Here is a 22449-nt window from a genome sequence, read left to right as displayed (position 1 = left end):
GCCGGTTAGCTCGCCGCGATCTTGCGCGCTTCGATGCCTGCCTGTTGGCACCAATAGGCCCATGCGCGATCATAACCTTCTCCCGGCTTGCCATCCGCCAGTCGCGACTGGATCAGCTCGATCTCACCCTCGCTGAGGAACTTGATCGGCCCAAGCGTTGCCGCCTGCATCTGCAGATTGGCGTTCACTTCCAGATAGACCGCTGTGTAAACCGCCTCGCGGATTGAAGACCCGACCACGGTGGAGCCATGTCCACGCATAAGCGCGCTCCGACCATCGGCAAGCACACCGGCAAAATCGCGGCCCATATCGACATTGGCGATCAAAAGATTCGTGTCGCCAAACTGGGTCTGCGCGTCCCACACCGGCACATCATGGCCGATCGTCGCGCAGCTATGAACCACCGGACGCAACTTTGCCTCTGTCACGGTAAACGGTATGACGCTGCGCGAGTGGCTATGTACCACCGAATTGACGTCGGGCCGGCTCTCATACAAAGACCCGTGAATGAAGCGCTCCAGGAACGGCTTACGGGTGTCACCTCCGACCGGCGTTCCATCAAACGCAAACTCCATGATGTCCTCGCGCCCAACGAGCTGCGGAGCCTTTGCGCATGAGAGAAAATACGTTTTGGGATTGTCCGGGTTACGCACACTCACATGCCCAAAGGCATCGCAAACGCCCTGCGAGGCCAGAATACGATTGGCCGCAATCATGTCGTCCAGCAGATCGTCGTGTGTCATCACCGAATAGTCCTCCCCTGCACCTTTCGGTGCTTCTGGCGCGGATCCCGCCGCAATTCCCGCTCCGCCTTCCGGCCGAGGCGTCGAGCGGCAATCATCCCAACAAACGCGATGATGGCCGTACGCCGCTCATAACGAGGCAAGGCTATTGTTATGCGGCACAGCGTGTCAAGAATTAACTGTCAATAATCCTATATTATGCGACGAAACTACTCTGCAACGAGCATAATGGGCGCGCAATGGATCGTGCCGCGAAGGCGCCGCAGCAGGGGAGAATTCGTACCGAAATGATATAGTCCGCGCGCTACTCGAGCGATTTCGAGATGATTCTCGCGCAGAACTGCACGCGCTCCCCGATGCCATCGACCTTGTCGTTAGCCAGCCCCGTCTCGGGCAAGGTCAAGCTTAAACTACCGATGATCTCTTCCTTGGCATCAAAGATCGGCGCCGCCACGCCCGTCACGCCGGATGTGACCTGCCCTTCGGTATGCACCCAACCCTTTTGCCGAATGCGCTTAAGGGTCTCCCGGACTGCTGGCAGCGTATCGCCTAGGCCGGCAGCCCTGAATTCCTCGCCCTGCTCTTCAAAAAGCTTGGTGAGCTGATAGGTCGAAAAATACGCCAGGATTGCCAGAGACGCCGCTCCCAAAAGCAGTGGCCGCGCCTTGCCGCGCTCATAAGTGCTGCGGAACTGGCTGGTACTGGTCTCCTGATGAACGCAGAGCACCTTCTGTTTGTAGCGCCGGCACAAAAGGCTGATGCACGAATATCCGGTTACCAATTCGTTCATTACAGGACGCGCCACATGGATCAGTGGATCGGTCGTCATGATCTGATAGTCGAGCTCGATAACTCGTGGGCCCAACGTATAGCCTCTCCCGGGAAACGTTGTCAGAAAGCCGGCATCAGTTAGCGTCTTCAGGTAGCGGTAGAGCGTGGAACGCGAAAAACCCAGCCGGGCATACATCGTATCGAACGTCCATTCAGGATGCTCAAGGTCGAACAAGTCGAGCACGCTAAGCATTCGTTCGTGACTAAGCATATCCGCTCCAACCTTTGCGCCGTATCGTCTTTTGCGACCCCGCGTCGCTGTCGTCGCCCCACATCCTCCTATACCGCCCTGCTGCTGGCGTCGCAATGTAACCACACACGAAATCCCCGCTGCGCGTCTTCGCAGCAGAATCCACAATTTCAATTTGTCGCACAAAATGAGATTTTTTGTTGACGCCCTGAAGTAGCGTCGATACGTTTTCGGTCAAATCAAAACTCCAAAGCGGAACAAGAGCATGGACACTCAGATACTCATCGTCGGAGCCGGGCCGGTTGGCCTCACCTTGGCAATCGATTTGGGGAAGCAGGGCGTCCGCTGTGTGCTGATCGAGAAAAAAGAAGCGCCCGAGTTTCTGCCTAAGATGGAACGCTGCAATGCCCGCACGATGGAAATCTATCGTCGCCTCGGCATCGCGGGGCGCATTCGCGACGCTGGCCTTGATGGCGAAGTGCCCATGGATGTCTATGTCGTGACGAAGATGACTGAGCCCCCGCTGCTGCATCTCCCATACGCCTCGGTCAATGCCGCCCAAGCCGAAATCGCGGCGTCTGAAGACACCTCGCAGCCCGCAGAATCCTACCAGCTTGTTTCCCAATACACGCTCGAGCCTGTGCTAAAAGCCGTTGCTGAAAGCTTGCCGTCAGTGACCGTAATGTACGGGACCGAATTTGAATCCTTTGTTCAAGATGAAGCCGGCGTATCGACAACTGTTCGACGGCTCGACGGCGAGGTTCTCACAATTCGGTCCGACTACATGGCCGGCTGCGATGGCGGCGCCAGCCGCGTACGCAAGGCGCTAGACATTTCCCTGCGTGGCGAAGGCAATCTCTTAAAACTCCGGCAGGCTCTTTATCGCTGTGACGAACTCTTTGATCGTCTCCCGCTGGGCGATGGACCTGGTCATGGTCGCCATTACCACGTCGCCGATAACCAAGCTTCTTTCCTGATCATGCAGGATTCGACAAAGCACTGGACCCTGCACGCAGTCGTCGAAGACGACGCCGCAATGGCCACCCAATTCGAAAAAATCGTAGGCACGCCGGTGGATTACGAGATGCTCTATGTGGGCGAATGGAAGCAAAACCTCCTTTTGGCCGACCGTTACGGCGAGGGCCGTGTGTTCCTGGCCGGCGATGCCGCCCACCTCGTTATTCCGACCGGCGGTTTGGGCATGAACACAGGCGTCGGAGATGCCATTGATTTGTCATGGAAACTCGCAGCCACGCTTGCGGGTTGGGGCGGCCCCTTGCTGCTGCAATCCTATGAGATCGAACGCCGTCAAGTGGGTGATCGCAATATCGGTGCCTCGCGCTACGCTTCGCTTGGCCGTCGCAGATGGCGTGGACAATGGGCACCAGGCTTTAATGACGAGACGCCTGAGGGCGAAAGCCTGCGTGCCAATCTGGCCCAGGTTGCCGACGTCGAACAGCGCAAGACCAATGAGATGATCGGTGCCGAACTTGGGTATCGCTATGTCGACAGCCCTCTGATCTGGGATGAGCCAGGTGGCCCAGAGCAATTGTTCCGCACATACGACCCAACGGCCTGGACCGGGGTTCGCCTACCCCATATTTGGGTCGAGCCAGAACTTTCGATCCATGACCTCATGGGACGTTCCTATGCCATATTGCGGATGGGGACCAAGACCGAACCGGTCGACGCCATCGTCAAGGCTTTTCAAGACATTGGTGCGCCGATCGCTGCCTTTGAGTTCTCCCAAGATCGTTTCCGCGATCTTTATGGAGCCAACTACTTTCTCATCCGGCCCGATTTGCATATCGCTTGGCGTGGCAATGAGTTGCCCGAAAACCCCGAAACTCTAGCTGCGTTGGTCACAGGGTTTCCTGTTTCCAACATGTCGAGATCTCACGCAGCGTAAACGTGCAGCACAAGTGATCGTGACGGCAGGCTACGTTCGCTACAAGACGGGCGTGGCTGCCATTTTTGATCGATACAAAGTCTTCGACGATATAAACGGCGATGCATGCCGCGATATTGTGGCTTCGCACCGTTCGGTCGGCGGCGCCGAAATCGACGTCACTGGCTGCCTAAAAGAACCGCTGATCAGATTGGTCTGGCAAGTGAAAAGATGCCCAGAATATTGGCCTAATTTACGCGCTACTTCCGACCAGCAGCTATCCTGACGTCGAGTAGGGCCTGTCGCCCCTCCTGAAGATTGGCCATCGCCCTTTCAAGTGCCGGCACCAATTGTTCAAAGCGATCCACTCGCTCGCCGTATCCGCCTGCAACATCCATCATATGAACATAGTCAAAATCCACGCCGAAGTCGGTCAGGGGTTCACGCGGCGCTGCCTTGGCATGACCGGATGGATACATCCCATGCGTCGACCGACGCACCGCATGCCATGCACAATTGTTATAGATAACGGTCAACATTGGGATTGCCTGGGAAGCAGCGACGTGGTGGGCCGCCAGCGGGGTGTTGAACATGTAAGATCCGTCGCCCACGGTAACTACAACCGGCTGGCGGCCGTTCGCGAGAGAGGCCCCCATTGCGGCGCCCATGCTCCACCCGAGTCCGCCGGCAGCTCCGGCAAAAAAGAACTGACCGGCCGCATCCAGACCAAAGTCATCGAGCAAAGCGGGAGACTCTTTGAACATGAGCGCCCCCTTGCAGATGCGGGCGATGGCTTGTGTAACCTGGCGGGGCGTGGGCATCTCCGCTGGATCACTGGCGTTGGTGAACGCGGTGGGCACTTTCTCTGAGTGGAGTTTGGCGCGCCGTATTTCGACAGTGTCGGAAACCTTGGCGCGCTTGATGAGTTCGCGGAAAATGGCAGCCGGTGCTCCGGCTAGCGTGCCGTGGGCGGCAAACGAACGCATGGGCAGATCGCCAAACAACGGATCCTCACCGATGTGAACGATACGCGCACCATCTCCAGGCCGAACCTGGCTCGGTATCCACGGCGCTATAGCCTCAGACACAAAAACCAGATCGGCATCCGGGAGAAACTTGCCGAGGTCAGCCCCCATGTTCATGGGATGATCATGCGAAATCTCGACGAACCGCGGATTGAACGGGATCACTGGGATCGCAAATGTCTCGGCAAAATTTTGAACGGCGTCGAGCGCAGCCTGGGTACGCCCTGTCGCTGAGGTCACGAGAACGGGGCGTTTTGCTTCGCTCAGCCATTCAGCGACCTCATCTAGCGCGTCGGATGGCGGCAAGCCAGCGACCACCGGCCGCATACTTGCCATGTCAGCAAAAGTAATCGACTCGATCTTTTCGGCCAGAACTTCTCGAGGCAAGGTCAGATAAACCGGTCCGGCTGGAGTCGATCCGGACATTGCCAGGGCTCTGTCGACAACCGCCTCCAATTGGCGCGCATCGCGAAGCTCATAGTCCCAGCGCACCATCTCGCGCACGATCCCACCTTGGTCGTACATTTCCTGCGGCCAGTGGATGAACCCCGACCGAGCGCCGGGGGCCCCTTCTTCCAATATCGGGGTTCGTCCGGCAGTGAAAAGCATGGGAATCTGGATGCGGTTGGCGTTCATGATCCCGCAAAGCGCGTTGGCGGTACCAACATTGACGTGAACCATAACCGCCTGTGGCTTGCCGCTGACCAGCGTATGGCCCATCGCCATCGCCACGGCCACATTTTCGTGCGGAACCAGAATCGGTTCCGGCATGATGTTGGTGTCCGATCCCGCACTCGCAAAAGCTTCGATGATGGGAGCGAAATCGGTACCGGCATTGGCGAAGAGATAGTCGATACCACGCAGTTTGAGCAGACGCAGGTAAGCCTCTGCGACTGTAAGATTGTTCAGCGTCACCGGCATATCACGGCTCCCGGCGCGGCGCGGCGGCTGCGAGACCTGGGATCGGGAGGCTGGCGAGCGCCAACCCCACCAGAGCGAGGGCTGCACCGATCAGTTCGGCATACAGCACAGGCATAATCAGAAGCGCTCCACCGACCGCTATCAAAATGCGCGACGGCATCGACAGCATTGTGAAGGCAAAGCCGCGCAGGCCGGCAGCAACAAGAACCGACCCGACCAACGCCGTGCTCGCGACATGAACAATAGCGACAATATCGTCACCCTGCATAAGCAGCGCAGGATTGAGCGCGAACGCTATGGGGACAAGGAACGCGGCAATGCCGAGCCGTACGGCCTGCCAGCCACTGCCCCAAATCGTCGCGCCCGCGATCGGTGCAGTGACGAAAATCGCGATGCAGGTCGGGGGTGTAAAGAACGATGCAAGGCCCCAGTAAATAACGTAGAGATGCGCGGCGATATCAGGCACCCCGAGCCGAATAAGTGCGGGTGCCATAAGGGTAGCGAGTGTCACATAGGCGGGCGTTGCATCAAGGCCCATCCCGACGATCAGGCTGACCAGTCCAACAAGGATCAGTGTGAACAGCAAATTGCCACCGCCGAGATCGACTATAAAGCGCGAAACGTTGATACCAACGCCCGACAGCTCCAAAGCACCGATCATGATGCCAACTGCCGCGGTAATGGCGACGATCACCAACCAACGCATCACGGCGTCGCGAAGCGCCAGGATAATCGGCATCGGCAACAACCAATTGTTTTTGTCCTTGGACAGAAAACTGCAGGCGAAGACGACAAGCGAGGCATAAATCCCGGCCATGCCCGGAGGCATCGCCAAAACGATGAGGAACACGACCAATGCTGCGATCGGGATCACATTGTACCAACCGGTTTTCAGTGTGAGCCAGAGATTGGGCAAGTCGGCCTTCGGAATGGCCTTGATGCCATTCCGCCGTGCTTCAAAATGTACCGAAAAGAAGACAATGAGAAAGTAAAGGATAGCCGGCAACAGCGCCGCACCAACGACCTCGACATAGGGGCGACCGATCCACTCAGCCATCAGAAACGCAATGGCGCCCATCACGGGCGGCAGGATCATTCCACCCGTCGAGGCGACAGCCTCCACACCGGCTGCAAATTCCGGCTTGTAGCCAACCTTTTTCATCATCGGGATTGTGAAAACGCCGGTGGTCGCTGCATTTGCGGATGGCGATCCCGAGATCGATCCGAACATCGCCGAAGACAGAACCGCAGCCTTGGCCGGCCCGCCACGTGACCAGCCCGTCAGGCAGAGAGCAAGGTCCATGAACCAGCGACTGGCCCCGGCCCGTTCCATCAGCGCGCCGAACACCAGAAAAACGATGACGATGCTGACAGCGATGCCCAAGGGCATTCCGAACACGCCGGCATTGCTGACCATCGCGCTATAGAGCAGGCGTTCGAGAGAGTACCCCTGCCCATACAAGACGCCAGGCAAATAGCGCTGGAACATCGCGATAGCCACGAATGTCAGAATGATGATCGGCAGCACAATCCCTGTTTTTCGGCGCACGGCCTCGAGTACAGGGATAACGAGACATAGCGCCATAATCACGCCGAATGTGTCTAGCGTGCCGTAAAAGCCGTAATCTTGCACTCGATCGTTGAAAAAGACGACGAAACCGCAACTGACAGCAAGTGCCAACCAGAGCAAGGCATCGTACCACTTAAGCTCCACTTTGTCGGCATGCACCTCATCGGTGTCACTGTGCTTGTTGTTGAGGGTGATGAAGATCAACAGCACCGCAAGGACGAGACTTATGGCACGCACGGAGCCCTGGGGGATAAAGATACCAAACCAGGTGGGCAACTGCGCGATCATGACCAGATGCCATATGGCCGTAATCGTGGTCAGGGTCAGCAATATACCTGAGGATAAGCTAATACGATCCAGGGGCTTCATCGAAACGTTCCTCGCCAAAGGGGCGCGCCGCCTCCACATGGAAGAAGGCGGCGCAAGTACAAGCCGGTTAGATTGCGAGCAGTTCTTCCTGCAGCGCCGCCAGCTCCTCAGTCCAGACGCCGGTCTCTTCGAAATATCGAATTGCGCCCGGATGGAAGGGAATGGCCGGTGAAGCAAGCGTATTCTCGACCGTCCAATCTCGCGCGGTGCCGTGGTACGACACAAAGTCCTCGTGGTTATCGAAGAGCGCCTTGGTCACCTGATAGGCTATCTCCTCGTCGAGGTTGGCATGCGAGATAAGGTATGTGTTGAGCGATGTGAGTGGTACGATTTCGGGCTGATTGGAGAAATCGTCGGCTGGTTGATCGACCCCATAGAACGCAGCCGGAAGTAGCTCGAGCAAGGCATCCCGATCTTCTGGAGAAATCTGCAAAAACTCCATGGCGCCGCCCAGCATGGGCTCTTCCACCTGACCAGCCCGCGGGCTGAAGGGTAGAATTACGGCATCGACGCTGCCCACGCGAATGGCTTCGATGGCCTCGGTGGTCTCGTTGGTTTCGACGATATTCATCGAGGACTCATCGAGACCAAAATGGGTGATGAACGCGTCCAGCAGAATGCGGAGTTCAGGAAGGGCCCGACGTTCGCCGATGATCGTCCGGCCGTTCAGGTCGGCAGGCGTTTCGATACCTGCGCCTGGGCGCACGAAAATCCAACGATAGCTCGGCTGGCCCTGCACCAGAAGGCGGACGTCGATAGGCTCGGGGAATCCATATTGTCCGGTCAATCCGGAATAAGAGGAGAACGAATTGTTGATCGACAGATCGATGTTGTTCTGTACGAGGCCATTGATATTGGCCGCGGACCCGCCCACCGGTTCCACCGTGCTGTTGATGCCGGCGTAGTCGGTGATGATCTCGCCGGCGCCGATGGCGAGCGTATAAAAGACCGAGCCCACGCTCGACGTGCCGATGCGAACGGCCTGTGTTTGAGCAAAAACAGAATTCGGCAAACCGAGAACGGCGGTTGAAGCGCCGAGTGCTGCCAACATCTGGCGGCGGTTGAGTGTGATCGACATGTGTTCCTCCCTTATGACGATCTGATTGACTGCTCGTCTACCGGAACAGATCCGGCCATTTATCCCGAACGGTCCTCCTCAGGTCCGGGCTCGCCTCCGCGGTAATCGGGAACGTCGAGAGACGCCCGTACGGCTTACAGGCATTGACCACTGCGCGGTTAGACTCCCAGGGCCCGCTGGGAAGCATGGGATCGAGCGGCGTGGACCATGCCCTCCGGATGAAATCGATATCCTCGACCGGATCGCATCGCGTCGACATGGCCCAGATCACGTCGTTGATCTCAACGGGATTGATGTCGTCATCGACGACGATCGTCCAGCGGCCTGCATAATTTCCGGCCCTGCAATTGGCGGCCAGCATGCCTGCCTGAATGGCATGGCCTGGGTAGTTCTGTTTGATCGAAATGACGTTGAACAAGCGTCCCGCTCCTGCCTCATGACACCAGACACCTGTCACGCCGGCCAAGCCTGCCTTTTCCACTTCGTCCCAGATCATCGCCGATTTGATGGCCGAGCGCGCGAACGTGAAGTTTTCCGGTGGCCGTGATGGGACGGCGAGAGTCAGAATTGGATTGTTACGGTGATACACACGTTCGATGCGCACGACAGGTTGCATCGAGGCTTCAGAGGCATAATAGCCCATAAACTCCCCGAACGGCCCTTCGAGCATCTCATCGCCCGGGTGTATCCAGCCCTCCAGAACGATCTCCGCATTAGCGGGAATCGGAAGGCCATGGGTTTTGGACGGAATGACCTCGAACGGGCGGCCACGCTGGCCACCGGCGTAGTCGAGTTCTGAGACGCCGCCCTTGATCTCCTGATGGCTCGCCAAAAACAACAGCGGGTCCTGACCACACGAGATCAGAACCGGGCAAGGCTCGCCCTTGGCGAAGTACTTGTCGCGTATGAAGCGGCCGTGCTTGCCGGGACTGATCCAGATGCCGACAGTGTTCCGATCATGTACGGCGATCCTGTAGGTTCCCAGATTGATGTAGCCGGTCTCGGGATCGCGCATCACGATCATATCGTCGGTCCCGATGTAACGATTTCCGTCGAGTTCGTGCACTTTCGGCACCGGGAATTTGAACAGGTCGATATCATCGCCTTCGATGATATTTTCGAGGATCGGGCCGTCCTCGACCTCGACGGGGGGGATCAGCCTGAAATCGCTGTTGAGCCAGTTGCGATAAGACAAGACTAGGTCCGTCTCATCCTTGGGCATTGGAAGGCCAAGGACCGTCGCCAGGCGCCGAAACGAATTGGCAGCCCCTGAGAGAACACGAAATCCCTCAGGATATCCCTTGACGTTGTCGAACAGCACGGCCGGAGAACGACCCGGCGTATGTTGGGCAACCATCTCTGCCACGGCACCGATTTCAAGATCCCAATCGGCGCCGTCGACGTGGGCAAGCTCGCCCATCTCCTCGAAGCGTTCAATGAGATCGCGCAAATCCTGATGGCGCCAGGCCGGCTCGTGTTCGGTCATATATCCTCCCAAGGGCAATCTGCATGCGGACGGTCCTCCACCGTTTTTCGCACGCTTGCCGCGTCACTCGCAGTATGAGCGATGTTGCATGAAAGGCTAAGCCGGGGGAGCTAAACCACAAGAAAGAATTCATTTCAGCAGCCAATACCTTTCGGTATGCGCGTTCCTTATGGCTGCCGATACGATGATTGCAGCTTCAGCGCCGTGGGAGGATGGGCATGGACGCACTCAATCATATCGCAGGGGCCGACCGGGCTGCACAAGATAACACCTGGATCGATAGCATCGACCCGGCAACAGGGGCTGCGATCGCCCGCTACGCGCCGGGCGATACTGAGATGGCAGAGGAAGCCGCAGCGGCAGCCAGCAGGGCCTTTTTCGACACCACTTGGTCGTCTGACGCCCGCCTGCGAGAGGGCATCCTGCGCAGGTTCGCCGACCGGCTGGAAGCCCGCAGCGACGAACTAGTCGCCCTGCTCTCACTTGAGAACGGGAAGCTCAAGCACGAAGCAAAGGGCGAACTGATCTCGGCAATCTCCGAAGCCAGGTTCTATGCCGGCGTCGCCCGCGTGCCGCATGGTCGGAGTAGCGAAGTTATCCCGGGCGGGTTATCGATCTTATCGCGTGAAGCGGCTGGCGTTGCCGCCATCATCGTTCCATGGAATGCTCCGGTCACGCTGCTGGTGCGCTCGCTTGCCCCGGCGCTTGCCGCTGGCTGCACGGTGGTTATCAAACCCGCCAATCAGACAGCCCTCATCAACCGCGCCATCCTTGATGCCCTTCTCGCGGACCCGGAAATACCGAAGGGCGTCATCAATATCGTCAACGAACGCGGCACCGAAGTTGGTCAAGCGCTAGTCGCCTCGAGCAATGTGCATGTCATCAGCTTCACCGGATCCTCACGCACAGGCAAGGCCATAATGGTCGCGGCGGCGCCGACCATGAAGCGTCTGTCGCTCGAACTTGGAGGCAAATCGCCCGCTATCGTCTTTCCCGATGCCGATCTTGAGCGGGCGGTGGCTGAACTGACCTTCGGCGCGCTTTCGGTGGCCGGCCAATTCTGCATGTGCGCAAGCCGCTTCCTCGTGCATCGGGACGTCCAAAACGAGCTCAAGCGGCGACTGGCCGAGCGTTTCGCCGCACTCCGTGTCGGCCCGGCATCTAACGCTGAAAGTCAGATGGGACCCGTCATCGACGAGGCAAATCGCCAAAGGCTATTGGGCCTGATCCGCGGCGCCCATCAAGACGGAGAATTGATCGTATCGGGCCGCCCGCTGGAGGGGAACGGCAGTTTCCTCACGCCCACTCTCGTCTCCGTCGACAATCCAGGATCGCATCTTGTTCAGGACGAACTGTTCGGCCCCATCATCACCTTTGAGACCTTCGCATCCGAAGAGGAAGCGTTACGCAAAGCCCACGCCACCGTTTACGGCCTAGCCGCCAGCGTCCACACCAGCAACCTCGAACGCGGGCACCGCATGGCAAGACGCCTGCGCTTCGGCACTGTCTGGCTCAACTGCCATCGGCGACAATTTGCGGAGGCCGAAGTCGGCGGGTTTGGCGAAAGCGGCCTGGGGCGGTTGCATGGGGTCGAGGGATTGTCCGATTTCATGGAAACCAAGCACACCTTCCTTCAACACTCCTAGGTGTAAGTTTTTCTAATGACTCAGGTCTTGTGACGATTCTTCTCCCGCCACCGCGCGCGTCCTAGCGTCGGAAAAAATCCGGGAGGCAACAGTGAACATTATCCTTGAAGGCGACCACACATCGTTCCCCTGCGAGGGTGATACGATCCTTCGCGCAGCCCTCCGTGCTGGTTTGGGATTCCCCTATGCGTGCAACACTGGGTCATGCGGCAATTGCCGTTTTACGCTGGTCGAGGGTTCGATCACCCATGCATCGCCGCCCCCCGCCTGGTCTGAGCGGGACCTGAAGAAAAACCGCTGGATGGGCTGCCAAGCCGTTCCACAAAGTGACTGCACAATCAAGCTTCGCCTCGATCGATCGTACGAGCCAATGCACAAGCCTCGACGCATGGCGTCAAAATTTGTGCACGCTACTCAGATTACCCACGATATTTTCGAATTTTCATTCGCGCTGGATGCGCCCATGCAAGCGCTCCCCGGCCAATACGCTCTCATCTATCTCCCAGGCATGGACATGCCTCGCGCGTATTCCATGTGCGAGATTTCGCAAGGCGGGGACATCTGGTCCTTCCAGATCAAGCTCGTGCCGGGCGGCGCGGGCTCTGCAGCACTTGGTGCGCTTGAACCAGCCGCAAATGTCGGAATCGACGGCCCCTATGGGACTGCCTTTTTGCGGCCAGAGGCACCGCGCGACATCTTGTGCATCGCTGGCGGATCGGGGCTTTCGCCCATGATTTCGATCACGCGAGCCGCCGCGCATTCTCCCGAGCTGACGGGTCGGACCATTCACTTCGTCTATGGCGGGCGCATGATCAGAGATCTGTGCGGCCAACCGATGCTGGAGACCCTTCCAGGCTATGGCCACCGCCTTCACTATTGGCCGGTCCTCTCCAACCACCCGATCGATGATCCGGACGGCTGGACGGGAGCCAGAGGATATGTCCACGAAGCGATCTCGGAAAAATTTGGCGACGAACTCGGCAATTTCGAGATTTACTTCGCCGGCCCGCCGCCCATGGCCGGGGCGATCAAGAAACTGCTCTTCGAGCGCGGCGTACCGCAAGAGCAGGTTCACTATGACGAGTTCTATTAATCGTGCGTGATACCCGCCAGCACGGCCCTCGTCGCAGCCACGTCCATCCCCTTGCCAATCACGACAAGAAATCCCTCGTGATCGACCGGCCCATTGACTGGATCGAGAGACGTGATGACTTTCCCCACCATTTGAATGACAAAAAGCTGGTCATCGATCAGAACAAGTCCCTTGGCCCGAAGCAGATTCGGTCCACCCGCTTGCCCCAGGGCCTCCAACGCCGCATGCACAGTTGCGAGATCACGGTCCGCTCGCAAGGCGATTGCGAAGGTGTCGATGTGTCGGTGCCCGGCATGAGTGTGGGGCGTGAGTTTTGTGGGGACCTTGGACGCGACATCGAACAGCCCAGCGTTCCCAGCGCTACCGCGCTCACTCTCGACAATGTCTGCAAATCCATTCAGCGCTTGGAGATCGCGGCGCAACCGATCCCGCACATCTTGCGGGGTCGCGTCGGCATGACTGAGAACGATACGATCTGCGATCGCTGCCTGCGCCAGCGCCTCATCGTGCTTCCGAATGAGCTCCATGCCCTTGTGCGCGTCGATCACCGTCACCGTGCCGGCATAACGGTAACGGTCCGCGACCAGCGGGTTCGTCTGAAGCGCCGTAAGGATGCCATAGGGGTCAGCAATCCCCGTGGTTTCGATCACGACCCGAGAGAACCGCGTAATGGAACGATGGAGCCGCTTCCAAAACAGATCTCTGAGTAATGTAATGAGGTCATCGCTGACCGAGCAGCAGATGCAGCCATTGTCGAGCGACAACGCAACCTCTCCACCCGCCCAAAGCAGATCGTGGTCAAGGCCAACCGACCCGAGTTCGTTGACGAGCACAAGCGCGTCACCCATGGCCGGGTCTGACAGCGCCTGCGCGAGGAGCGTCGTCTTTCCGCTTCCCAGAAAACCCGTGAGCAGGACGATGGGGATGGGTTCGACGCGCATCGTCTAGCCCGTGCGACCGATCCACTGAAGCATGGTTGGCAGATAATCCTCGTCGGTCGTCATGGTGATGAGATCGGCATTGGTCCGCATCGTGTGAACGTTGGCACCGATGGCCAGACCGGTCTGGTCTCGCGATACGACGACCGCCGTGACCAGCACGCCAATCTTGCCGGCCCACTGATAGATTCGTGCTGCCGTGCCGCCAGTTTCCTCATCGGGGCGCCCGACGATCACGACCGAATTGAGTTTCGACAGTTCAGCGGGCCGAGTGTCCCTGGCGATTGCAGCAAGGCTGAGCGGCGTCACCGCGACCCCGCTGGCGACGGCATTCTCCGCCAAGCGCGTGCCCTCTACCCCAAGGCCGAAAATCGCAATACTGCGCGGGATGGAATTTGGACGTTGGATACGGTGGGCCGGGTTCGCGTTGGCAAGGGAGCTCAAGATTTCCATGGGTCCACCGTACAATGAATCGCGCCCTGCTGGCCTTCCCCTCCGACCGTCTTCAAGGCCTCGTCGACCTCATCGAGCCCGAACAGATGCGTGCACATCTTTTCGAGCGGATATTTCCCTGAAGCAATCATGCCGATCGCAAGCTCGACGGCCTCGAAACTGTGGCCGCGCATGCCCTTCACGGTCAAGAACCGGGTGATCATCAGGTCGCTGTCGAAGTCCGGTATGGGCTGGAATTTCCGCCCCCCCAGGATCACCCGCCCTGCGGTGCGAGCCAGTTGCATGGCCGAAACCACGGTAGCGGGACCGCCCGACGCGCAATCGATGACGAGGTCGGCCATCTCGCCATTGGTGTAGTCGGCGACCTTTTCGAGCAAATCGTCCTGGTCCACCATGATGGTATGGTCAGCGCCGAAAACCTTGGCCAGTTCGAGGCGAGCCTTGTCGGCAGGCGTCGAAAGTCCCGTGACGATGATAAGCCCTGCCCCGGCCTCCTTGGCCGCGATTACGCAAGACAGGCCCTGCTGCCCAGGACCTTGAATGACAACGACTTCGCCAAGCGAGACCTTCCCTTGAAGATAGGCCCATTCGACGCCGTTCCCTAACGGGAGAGCGAGCGTCGCGAGCTTGGCGGGCACATTGTCGGGCACCTTGTGCATGACGGCATTGGGATGGAGATACTGGTACTGGCTGTACCCGCCCCAAAGAGATGGAGCGACCGAAATCGGGGTGGAGCCGTAGCGAACGGTGCCCTGGCGATTGAGGGTGTCAGTCTCCTTGCACAGCCTGAATTCGCCGGTTCGGCAGAAAGAACAATGACCACACGGCAGATATTCTTCGAGCGCAACGCGATCACCCTCTTTGAACCCGAACCGCCGCTGTGCATCCTTGCCGAGTTTGTCGACATGGCCCACCGCCTCGTGACCAAGTATGAGCGGCCCCTTTGATTTGGGATACTTCAAGTAGTAGGGCCAATCGCTCCCGCAGACTCCCGTCAGTTCGACCTTAAGCAGCCCTCCGTCATTGGGCAGCTCCGGTTGCTCAAATTCGCGGATTTCGGTGGCGCGCGCATCGTAGGATACTGCAGCCTGTATCATGGGGCCTCTCATATCGAGGTGTGATGAATGCCAGGACGCGCGGTGAGCGCATCCATCATGGTATCCTGAAACGCCTCGCCTACAGGCAAAACGAACGAGGCAGATCGCACCTTGTGGCAGTTAGGTTCGCGCCCCGGGGGCAGCGCACCCTTTTCGAGCGCCTTGGCCGCTTTGCGCAGGCGCTGGCGTGCCATGATGATTGCGTTATCCGTCGAAGTTAGATTTTCCTTCGTACGGTCCTGGATCGGCCCCATGCTTTCCTGCAGTGAGGCATCCTGCATGGCGATACCCGGAATGCCGCTGTAATAGCGACCCTCCTTTTGCGCCTGGCGATCCATGCCATAATCGTTGCGCATGTTGAGCACGGGCTGGAACGTGCCGGGAATGAGGTTGGTGTGAATGCCGCCTCCGGCCTTCATCGTCTCCACTTCCTCGTCGGTCAGCGGACGGGTCGGATGGTAGGTGAAGGTCCAGGCGAAATTGTTTTCGTCGTCGATCGGGACCCAGGCATGACCGTTGAGGGCGTTGTCGCCATAGGGCGGCACCATCGTGTACCAGGGCATAATCCATTGCGTGATCCGCCAATAGTAACTGTCGTTCTCGCCATTCCGCCGCGCACCGATAAACAATCCGCCCGATGAATCGACGACCTCGAACTTCGGCATGCGATCGCGTTGGTACTGTGCACCCTTGGTGCCTTGATGCAGTTTGTCGGTCACCAATTCGCCTGAGTGCAGGAAGGACACGTGTGCCGAGTCGATCCCGCCTTCCATGGCTTGGAGGTAATTGCTTTCCTGCCAGCGCTTGGAAATGTAGACATGGCTGGCTGGCAGATCCATCCATTCGAACCCAGGCAATTCGGGCTCGTCGTCTGCATTGCCCATGTAGGCCCAGATGATCCCACCCTTTTCCTTCAGGGTATAGGCGGTCAGCTTGATACGCTGGCAGAACCCGCTCTCTGCCGGCTCGGAAGGTACTTCGAGGCACTCGCCCTTAGTATTGTATTTCCAGCCATGATAGGGGCAGCGGATGCCGCCTTCTTCGTTGCGGCCAAACCAGAGCGACACACCCCGGTGCGCGCAGAACTCGTCGATCAGCCCCAGTTCGCCATTGGTGTCCCGGAAAGCGATGAGGCGTTCGGACAGGATCTTGATCCGGACGGGAGGGCAATCGGGCTCAGGCAGTTCTTCCGATAGCATGATCGGAATCCAGTACCGCCGCATCAGCGCGCCCATCGGCGTCTCGGGTCCGGTACGGGTCAGCAGTTCGTTCTGTTCCTGGCTCGCCATGCGCGCCGCCTCCTCTTGATACGTGTTGTGAAGGCGGGGCTCTCAGGCGCCCGCTTCCGCCCTGACCTTGTTGGCACAAGCCACCGCCGCCTGGTCGAAATCGACGATCACTGCTCCGTCTACGAGTTCCACCGCATAGGTGCGCACAGGTACCATACAAGGCGGGATTACGGCCTCACCCGTCCGGATATCAAAGCCGCCCTGATGGAAATCGCACTCGATGACGTAACCGTCCAACTCGCCTTCTGAGAGCGAACCCGGCCCGTGTGTGCATTGGTCATCAATCACATAGACCTCGTCAGCGACCCTGAACACCGCCAGTTCCCTGCCGCCAATCTCGATCTTGAGCGGCTCACCCGGAGCGAGGTCGTCCACCTGACAGATCACATCTCGACTCAATGTCTCGCTCCCTTGACGTCAATTCGATTTTTGCTCCCTTCAAACGGTTACCCTTGGGCGCCTGCCACCTGCAAATACCGTGTGCTGTGACTTGCTATGAGTTTTCCTTATGTCTTAGTGTGGGATTTGTTGCCTGTGGCAGCATGCGTTCAATGCTAAGCAAGCAGGTGAGCTCGGGAGCCAACCTGCGCCGATCCACGCCGTTACGCGTGTTCCCAAAACGCGCGAACGCCAACCTCACAAAGTGCGATGACAGCCAGTTCGCTTCGACAAATCCGCTATTTCGTGGCCGTTGCCAACACGGGCAGCTTCACAGCCGCGGCGGAAGCACTGCACGTGTCCCAGCCCGCCGTCGGGCTGCAGGTCAAATTCCTCGAGGACCGTCTCGGCCTCCCCCTTTTTGACCGCCATTCTCGCGGTGTGGATATTACGCCCGCAGGCAGGGCGTATCTCAAACATGCCGAAGTCATGTTGCGGGAGCTCGAAGAGGCCGAGCTTGCTATGGCAAGTTTTCGGGGCAATCAGCCGATTTCATTGCGGCTCGGGATTACCCCGACCATCGGACGCACCATTCTCGCCCACATGATGCACAGGGCTGCCCAGCCCGACATCGCCATGCGCGTCGATTGCGAAGAAGGCGTATCGGACAAGCTGATTCACATGGTGTCCGTTGGAGACCTCGATTGTGCGTTCTGCTACGATCCGGCGCCCGAACAGATGCTGGCCATCACCCCTCTCTACACCGAGGATTTGTGTTTGGTCGGCCCGTCTTCAGTGATCGGGACCGATAAATCCGCAATCGAATTTTCCGCGCTGCGCGGGCTTCCTCTCGTTCTCAGCCCACGCCCAAATTATCTCCGTGAAATGATAGAGGCGCGAGCGCGCGAGACGGCGGTTACGATCGCCCCGGTTGTCGAACTCGAACTGATCGGGCTCAAGCGCGAGTTTCTTATTCACTACGATTACTGCACGATCGCGCCTTACGGATTATTCTTGAGCGACATCCAGAACGGCCAGATCAGTTGCCGTCGCGTCGTTAATCCGACCGTATCGCGAACCATGTGCCTGGCGCTCAATCGCAAGATGCCTGCGGTCGCCGTCAGCCGCCTATTCGAAATGGTCAAACCTTTGGTCTCCGAGCACATCGCGCTCGGCGATTTCCACTGGCGCCAGCAGGACGCCGAAAACACCGCCAAACTGATCGCCTGAGCCTCCCCAGAGGTTCGGACGACATTGATTTGGTCATGTTGAACCGGACCGCTGGTCCAAATATCGATGGGCGGAAAAACCGCCATCCGGAGGAGTACTGAATATGACGGCTCAGTCGCGGGCGAGTGCCGAAGTCCTGATCGTGGGTGGCGGCCCGGTCGGCATGGGGTTGGCCATCGAATTGGGGCAGCGTGGCATCACGGTGCTGGTTGTCGAAAAATACCCCTCGCCTCAGCCCGTTCCCAAGGGGCAGAACTTGACGCAGCGAACGATGGAACACTTCCATTTCTGGGGCATCGAGGACCAGTTGCGAGCGGCCCGCACCATACCGAGGGACTACGGTATCGGCGGCCTGACCGCCTACGGCACGCTGCTGGGCGACTATCATTATGATTGGCTGCAGCGGGAACTGGTGAGGCCCTATTATTACACCGACAATGAGCGTCTGCCTCAGTACGCGACCGAGGCTGTGTTGCGCGCCCGGGCCGCACAATTGCCCTCAGTCACAACCTTGTTTGGGTGGTCGTGCATCGAGACCGAGCAAAACGCAGCAAGCGCAAGTGCGACAATCGTCAACCGCGAAACTGGCGAGCAAAAGATTGTTAGCGCTCTCTATCTGGTCGGCTGCGACGGATCCAAATCGGTAGTGCGCGAAAGCGCAGGGATCGTTCAGGATCGATCTGATCACGACCGACTGATGGTCCTGCTGGTCTTCAAGTCCAAGACATTGCACGACCTTTTGGCCCGGTTTCCAGGCAAGTCATTCTACAACGTCCTGCACCCAGATCTCGAAGGCTATTGGCAGTTTTTCGGCCGCGTTGATCTCGGCGATACGTGGTTCTTCCATGCCCCTGTCCCTCTCGGCACCACAGAGGACAATTTCGATTTCGCCTCTTATCTGCACAAGGCGGTTGGTGCGGAATTCGACGTGTCGTTCGACCATATCGGCTTTTGGGATTTGCGGGTGGCCATCGCCCGCAATTACAACAAAGGCCGCATCTTTATTGCCGGCGACGCCGCACATAGCCATCCTCCCTATGGTGGATACGGCATCAACACTGGTCTCGAAGACGCGCGAAATCTCGGTTGGAAACTGGCGGCGACGATCAAGGGGTGGGCCGGCGAAGAATTACTGGCGACCTATGACGAAGAACGCCGGCCGGTATTTGCCTCCACCGCCAAGGACTTCATCGAAAAATCTATCGAAAACGACAAGGCGTTCCTGGCGGCTTTCAATCCTAAACATGACCGGGCCGCATTTGAGGCCGAATGGACGTCGCGGGGCTCGGGTGCGCGCGGGGAAGTCAACGCCTACGAGCCAAACTATGCCGGGTCGTCGATTGTTTTTGGCCCCAACAACGCTATTTGCAACGCCAATGGCACTCACAGCGACGTAGCGCGGCCGGGGCATCACCTGACGCCCAAGACACTGTCCGATGGTCGCAACATTTATGAGGCGCTCGGCAGCGGCTATACCCTTTTGGCACTGGGCGAAGACAATCTCATTGCAGCAGAATTTGCACAGGCCGCCTCTATTCTCGGAATTCCCCTCACGGTGATCGCCGATCACGGAGAAGGGGAATGTGGTCTCTATGGTGCCCACTATATTCTTATCCGTCCCGACCAGTTCGTCAGTTGGACCGGCAACTCGGTTTCGCCAGGAGAGGCGTCAGACATTCTTGCTCGCGCTGTGGCCATTGATCGACAGGCGAACCTGAAGGAGCGCTACGCGTGACTGCTCAGAGACGACTGATCATCGGGATTTCCGGAGCATCCGGCGTCATTTATGGCGTCCGCGCCCTGGAAATTCTCAAGGCCGTTTCTGACATCGAAACCCATCTGGTCATTAGCCCTGCAGCCATCCGCACGCTCGGGGAGGAAACGAATTTATGTGGCGACGACGTTAAAGCGCTTGCCGATCATGTGCACAGTCCCAAGGACATCGGCGCCGCCATCTCGTCTGGCTCGTTCAAGACGCTTGGCATGTTGGTTGCCCCATGCTCAGTCAAAACGTTGAGCGGGATCGCGCATTGCTACAATGACGAACTCATCGTCCGCGCAGCCGATGTCTGTCTTAAAGAGCGCAGACGCGTCGTTCTGCTCTTTCGCGAAACGCCGCTCCATGCGGGCCATATTGCACTTATGGAGCGTGCTACCCTCAACGGCGCCATCGTCATGCCGCCAGTACCGGCGTTTTACAACAAGCCAGAAACAATTGATGACCTGATCAGCCAGACGATAGGTCGCGCCCTGGATATTTTTGACATCGACGCTAATGTCGTCAAACGTTGGAAAGATGTCGGTCTATGACTCCACTTGCGGACATGGGCCGCCCCGCACGTGCATTAGGTCGGGCCAAGACGGCGCAACCGCATGACTGAACTTGCAAAACCGAGCGAACGTCGACGTCATCGGTCAGATCGTAGTCATTGTCGGTTGGGAATGTCGCCACTGTCGTAGTTGGCCCGCGGCCCGTTGTTGAACCTCTAGTCAGGGGCGTCGATACCGGGTGGTTGCGGGGGCTGGCCGTTGGCAAGAACGAGGCCATGCGAACACACCACTATCTCTGCGAAAGGCGGTCGTCGGATACCGGTCTCTGTTGCATAACTGCTGCTGTGGGCCGCGTACCGAGAAGCTGATGGGATTAATTGCCGCGTACGGAGAGATAATCGAGCACAACCAGATGGTCAGCGTGAACACTCGCCGATACGATATTGAGTACGAGAATTGGATAGCTCGAGGATTTAAACACGCACTAATCGAAAGTATTGGGCGTTCTTGTGCATATAGTTGGCGCGGAACGCCCTGCAGTAGAACGCTGCTATCACCCACCCAAACTAATCCGCCTGATTGCCCCCAATCATGTTCGCATAGGCAGCTGTGAAGCCCATGAGGGAGAATGGCAGATCGATTGTCGCGCCGGCGTCGTTGACCACGCTTAGCTGGCCCTGGCGACCCTGGCGCATTGCTGCGAGCAAGGTGTCGGAGGCCGTGCCCTCGACAAGGCAGCCCTGCGGCGTGCACCGCGATATGGGAATATTGGCCTGGTACTCAGGGCCGATCGCCAGGCGCACGCCGGCCGTGGTCGACACGCCGAGCGGGACGGCTATCTGCAATTGGGCGGGGCCGGCGTCCTCTGCCGCATAGAGCGCAACAACGATCACCGTCTGGCTGCCTTCGGCCGCCAGGACGCGATGTGTGATCTGGCAGGTATCGGTCTCTTCAAAGCATTCAAGCGCCCAGTCCTGATGCTGCTGCGTTTCGGCGCCTTCGACCGGAGCGTTGACGACATTGATCGGGTCGGGCGCCGGCTGTGGCGCGGGTGCGGCGGCGGGAGCCACTTCGGAACTTGATGGCTGCTGACCGCCGGGCAATTCGACCGGATCGGTTTCCGGTTCGGGATCGCTGTCGATGAGCGGCGGCGGCGAAGGGGGCACCGCTACGCTCGCCTGCCCCAATGCAGGCGCGGCGACAAACGCCGTCAATAATGAAGCCGTCGCAGCCAGGCCAATCAAACGCATAAGTCTTCCCCCTGCCGAAAATATCGGAAATGGAATATACTGATGTCTAATCGATTGCCAGACCGAAAAGCGACAGTTGCGCCTTTGACAGCCTGCCCGTATTAGTGGGCAACCGACAGCAATACCGAGAGTCCGCCATGCGCCCTGCAGTATATGCCCTAGCCATTCTTTTGGGCGCCGTGGCGCCGGTTTCGGGCCAGCCGGTGGGGGTAAACCAAGTCGACCGGGGGCCGGCCACCCATGTTCGGCAGCTGCCCTCGCCACCGCTGACCGCCATTACCCAGCTTCCGTCATCGGCGCGAATCCGTCCACAACCGGTCGCGACCCGCATCGTGCAACAGCCCGTGGCACAGGCCTTCGTCTCTACTGACGAAAGCGCTTCGCGGCCCGAGGACTGGAATACCGTGACCGATGATGCACCGATCGTTGCAGCGCCTGGCGAAGACCCAGTGCCTTCGGTCGGCGCGGGCGTGACGGTTATCCTCACGCCCCAGACAGTCGCTCAATTGCCATCGGTGGGACCAGGCGCGGTCGCCAACTAGCCGATCTATAGTGCATTTCATAGTGCACGATGACTTTCCAAACCAGCAACTTTGTGTCCTGGCGAGCACACATTCCCCGCTTATTCATCATATTGAGCTTGCAAACTTGCTTTTGGCGCCAGCCTAACCAAGAAGTACTGTCGAAAGCCGGGAGCAGAAGT

General features: G+C 58.5%; 20 protein-coding genes. 8 read left to right on the top strand and 12 right to left on the bottom strand.

The annotated features are described in order from the left end of the window. Positions 1 to 5 precede the first annotated feature (5 nt). Both BLR31_RS03830 and BLR31_RS03825 read right to left on the bottom strand, forming a co-directional pair. Positions 6 to 743: a class II aldolase/adducin family protein gene (locus BLR31_RS03830; RefSeq protein ID WP_090591790.1), complete on the bottom strand. Its 738-nt coding sequence runs from the start codon at positions 741 to 743 to the stop codon at positions 6 to 8. Positions 744 to 1047: 304 nt separating this feature from the next. Then, complete coding sequence (locus tag BLR31_RS03825; RefSeq protein WP_090591787.1) at positions 1048 to 1785, bottom strand: IclR family transcriptional regulator; 738 nt, start codon at positions 1783 to 1785, stop codon at positions 1048 to 1050. A gap of 244 nt (positions 1786 to 2029) precedes the next feature. Here BLR31_RS03825 and BLR31_RS03820 point away from each other — a divergent pair, with 244 nt between their 5' ends. Together BLR31_RS03820 and BLR31_RS03815 are read left to right on the top strand one after the other, a co-directional pair. Further along, positions 2030 to 3673, top strand: coding sequence for an FAD-dependent monooxygenase (locus tag BLR31_RS03820; protein WP_090591783.1), 1644 nt, complete (start codon positions 2030 to 2032; stop codon positions 3671 to 3673). Positions 3674 to 3686: 13 nt separating this feature from the next. Further along, positions 3687 to 3938 (top strand): hypothetical protein, encoded by a 252-nt coding sequence (locus BLR31_RS03815; protein WP_090591778.1) that lies wholly within the window; start codon positions 3687 to 3689, stop codon positions 3936 to 3938. Here the strand turns inward: BLR31_RS03815 and BLR31_RS03810 are convergent. From BLR31_RS03810 to BLR31_RS03795, 4 genes are all read right to left on the bottom strand, one after another. After that, on the bottom strand, positions 3913 to 5598 hold the full coding sequence (locus BLR31_RS03810; protein ID WP_090591774.1) for a thiamine pyrophosphate-requiring protein: 1686 nt from the start codon (positions 5596 to 5598) through the stop codon (positions 3913 to 3915). The two genes, BLR31_RS03815 and BLR31_RS03810, sit on opposite strands and share 26 nt — an antisense overlap. Before the next feature lies 1 nt (position 5599). Beyond that, positions 5600 to 7537 (bottom strand): TRAP transporter permease, encoded by a 1938-nt coding sequence (locus tag BLR31_RS03805; RefSeq protein WP_090591770.1) that lies wholly within the window; start codon positions 7535 to 7537, stop codon positions 5600 to 5602. A 67-nt stretch (positions 7538 to 7604) separates the two neighbouring features. Next, a complete protein-coding gene (locus BLR31_RS03800) occupies positions 7605 to 8615 on the bottom strand; it encodes a TAXI family TRAP transporter solute-binding subunit (RefSeq protein WP_090591767.1) in 1011 nt (336 codons plus the stop codon). A gap of 37 nt (positions 8616 to 8652) precedes the next feature. Further along, the gene (locus BLR31_RS03795) at positions 8653 to 10101 is read right to left on the bottom strand and encodes a UbiD family decarboxylase (RefSeq protein WP_090591763.1); all 1449 of its coding nucleotides are present in this window, start codon (positions 10099 to 10101) and stop codon (positions 8653 to 8655) included. 218 nt (positions 10102 to 10319) lie between these two features. Between BLR31_RS03795 and BLR31_RS03790 the strand changes: the two genes are divergently transcribed. Continuing rightward, positions 10320 to 11747: an aldehyde dehydrogenase family protein gene (locus BLR31_RS03790; protein ID WP_090592155.1), complete on the top strand. Its 1428-nt coding sequence runs from the start codon at positions 10320 to 10322 to the stop codon at positions 11745 to 11747. 91 nt (positions 11748 to 11838) lie between these two features. Beyond that, positions 11839 to 12840: a 2Fe-2S iron-sulfur cluster-binding protein gene (locus BLR31_RS21965; RefSeq protein ID WP_090591760.1), complete on the top strand. Its 1002-nt coding sequence runs from the start codon at positions 11839 to 11841 to the stop codon at positions 12838 to 12840. Here BLR31_RS21965 and BLR31_RS03780 read toward each other — a convergent pair. Genes BLR31_RS03780 through BLR31_RS03760 form a run of 5 tightly spaced genes read right to left on the bottom strand, consistent with a single transcriptional unit; the run spans position 12837 to position 17016 of the window. Then, positions 12837 to 13781, bottom strand: coding sequence for a CobW family GTP-binding protein (locus BLR31_RS03780; protein ID WP_090591753.1), 945 nt, complete (start codon positions 13779 to 13781; stop codon positions 12837 to 12839). The genes BLR31_RS21965 and BLR31_RS03780 overlap by 4 nt on opposite strands. 3 nt (positions 13782 to 13784) lie before the next feature. Continuing rightward, entirely contained in the window at positions 13785 to 14231 is a 447-nt protein-coding gene (locus BLR31_RS03775; RefSeq protein ID WP_090591744.1) for a hypothetical protein, read from the bottom strand. After that, the gene (locus BLR31_RS03770) at positions 14219 to 15328 is read right to left on the bottom strand and encodes a zinc-dependent alcohol dehydrogenase (RefSeq protein WP_210183876.1); all 1110 of its coding nucleotides are present in this window, start codon (positions 15326 to 15328) and stop codon (positions 14219 to 14221) included. Before BLR31_RS03770 ends, BLR31_RS03775 begins: the two co-directional genes overlap by 13 nt. 8 nt (positions 15329 to 15336) lie before the next feature. Continuing rightward, positions 15337 to 16617, bottom strand: coding sequence for a Rieske 2Fe-2S domain-containing protein (locus tag BLR31_RS03765; RefSeq protein WP_090591732.1), 1281 nt, complete (start codon positions 16615 to 16617; stop codon positions 15337 to 15339). Positions 16618 to 16659: 42 nt separating this feature from the next. Continuing rightward, positions 16660 to 17016: a non-heme iron oxygenase ferredoxin subunit gene (locus BLR31_RS03760; RefSeq protein ID WP_090591728.1), complete on the bottom strand. Its 357-nt coding sequence runs from the start codon at positions 17014 to 17016 to the stop codon at positions 16660 to 16662. A gap of 249 nt (positions 17017 to 17265) precedes the next feature. On the opposite strand from BLR31_RS03760, the gene BLR31_RS03755 reads away from it, so the two are divergent. From BLR31_RS03755 to BLR31_RS03745, 3 genes are all read left to right on the top strand, one after another. Further along, positions 17266 to 18225: a LysR family transcriptional regulator gene (locus tag BLR31_RS03755; RefSeq protein ID WP_090591724.1), complete on the top strand. Its 960-nt coding sequence runs from the start codon at positions 17266 to 17268 to the stop codon at positions 18223 to 18225. 103 nt (positions 18226 to 18328) lie between these two features. Beyond that, positions 18329 to 19960, top strand: a complete 1632-nt coding sequence (locus BLR31_RS03750; RefSeq protein WP_090591721.1) for an FAD-dependent monooxygenase — start codon at positions 18329 to 18331, stop codon at positions 19958 to 19960. After that, positions 19957 to 20535 (top strand): UbiX family flavin prenyltransferase, encoded by a 579-nt coding sequence (locus BLR31_RS03745; RefSeq protein ID WP_090591718.1) that lies wholly within the window; start codon positions 19957 to 19959, stop codon positions 20533 to 20535. The genes BLR31_RS03750 and BLR31_RS03745 overlap by 4 nt, the downstream gene beginning before the upstream one ends. A gap of 527 nt (positions 20536 to 21062) precedes the next feature. On the opposite strand, the gene BLR31_RS03740 is transcribed toward BLR31_RS03745, so the two are convergent. Further along, positions 21063 to 21746, bottom strand: a complete 684-nt coding sequence (locus BLR31_RS03740) for an invasion associated locus B family protein (RefSeq protein ID WP_090591715.1) — start codon at positions 21744 to 21746, stop codon at positions 21063 to 21065. A 137-nt stretch (positions 21747 to 21883) separates the two neighbouring features. Here BLR31_RS03740 and BLR31_RS03735 point away from each other — a divergent pair, with 137 nt between their 5' ends. After that, positions 21884 to 22288, top strand: coding sequence for a hypothetical protein (locus BLR31_RS03735; protein ID WP_090591711.1), 405 nt, complete (start codon positions 21884 to 21886; stop codon positions 22286 to 22288). Positions 22289 to 22449 lie beyond the last annotated feature (161 nt).

The sequence above is a fragment of the Pelagibacterium luteolum genome (assembly GCF_900100665.1).
In the GTDB taxonomy this organism is placed as follows: domain Bacteria; phylum Pseudomonadota; class Alphaproteobacteria; order Rhizobiales; family Devosiaceae; genus Pelagibacterium; species Pelagibacterium luteolum.
The sequence above is the reverse complement of the archived record's forward strand: the minus strand, read 5'-3'. Positions and strand labels throughout refer to the sequence as shown.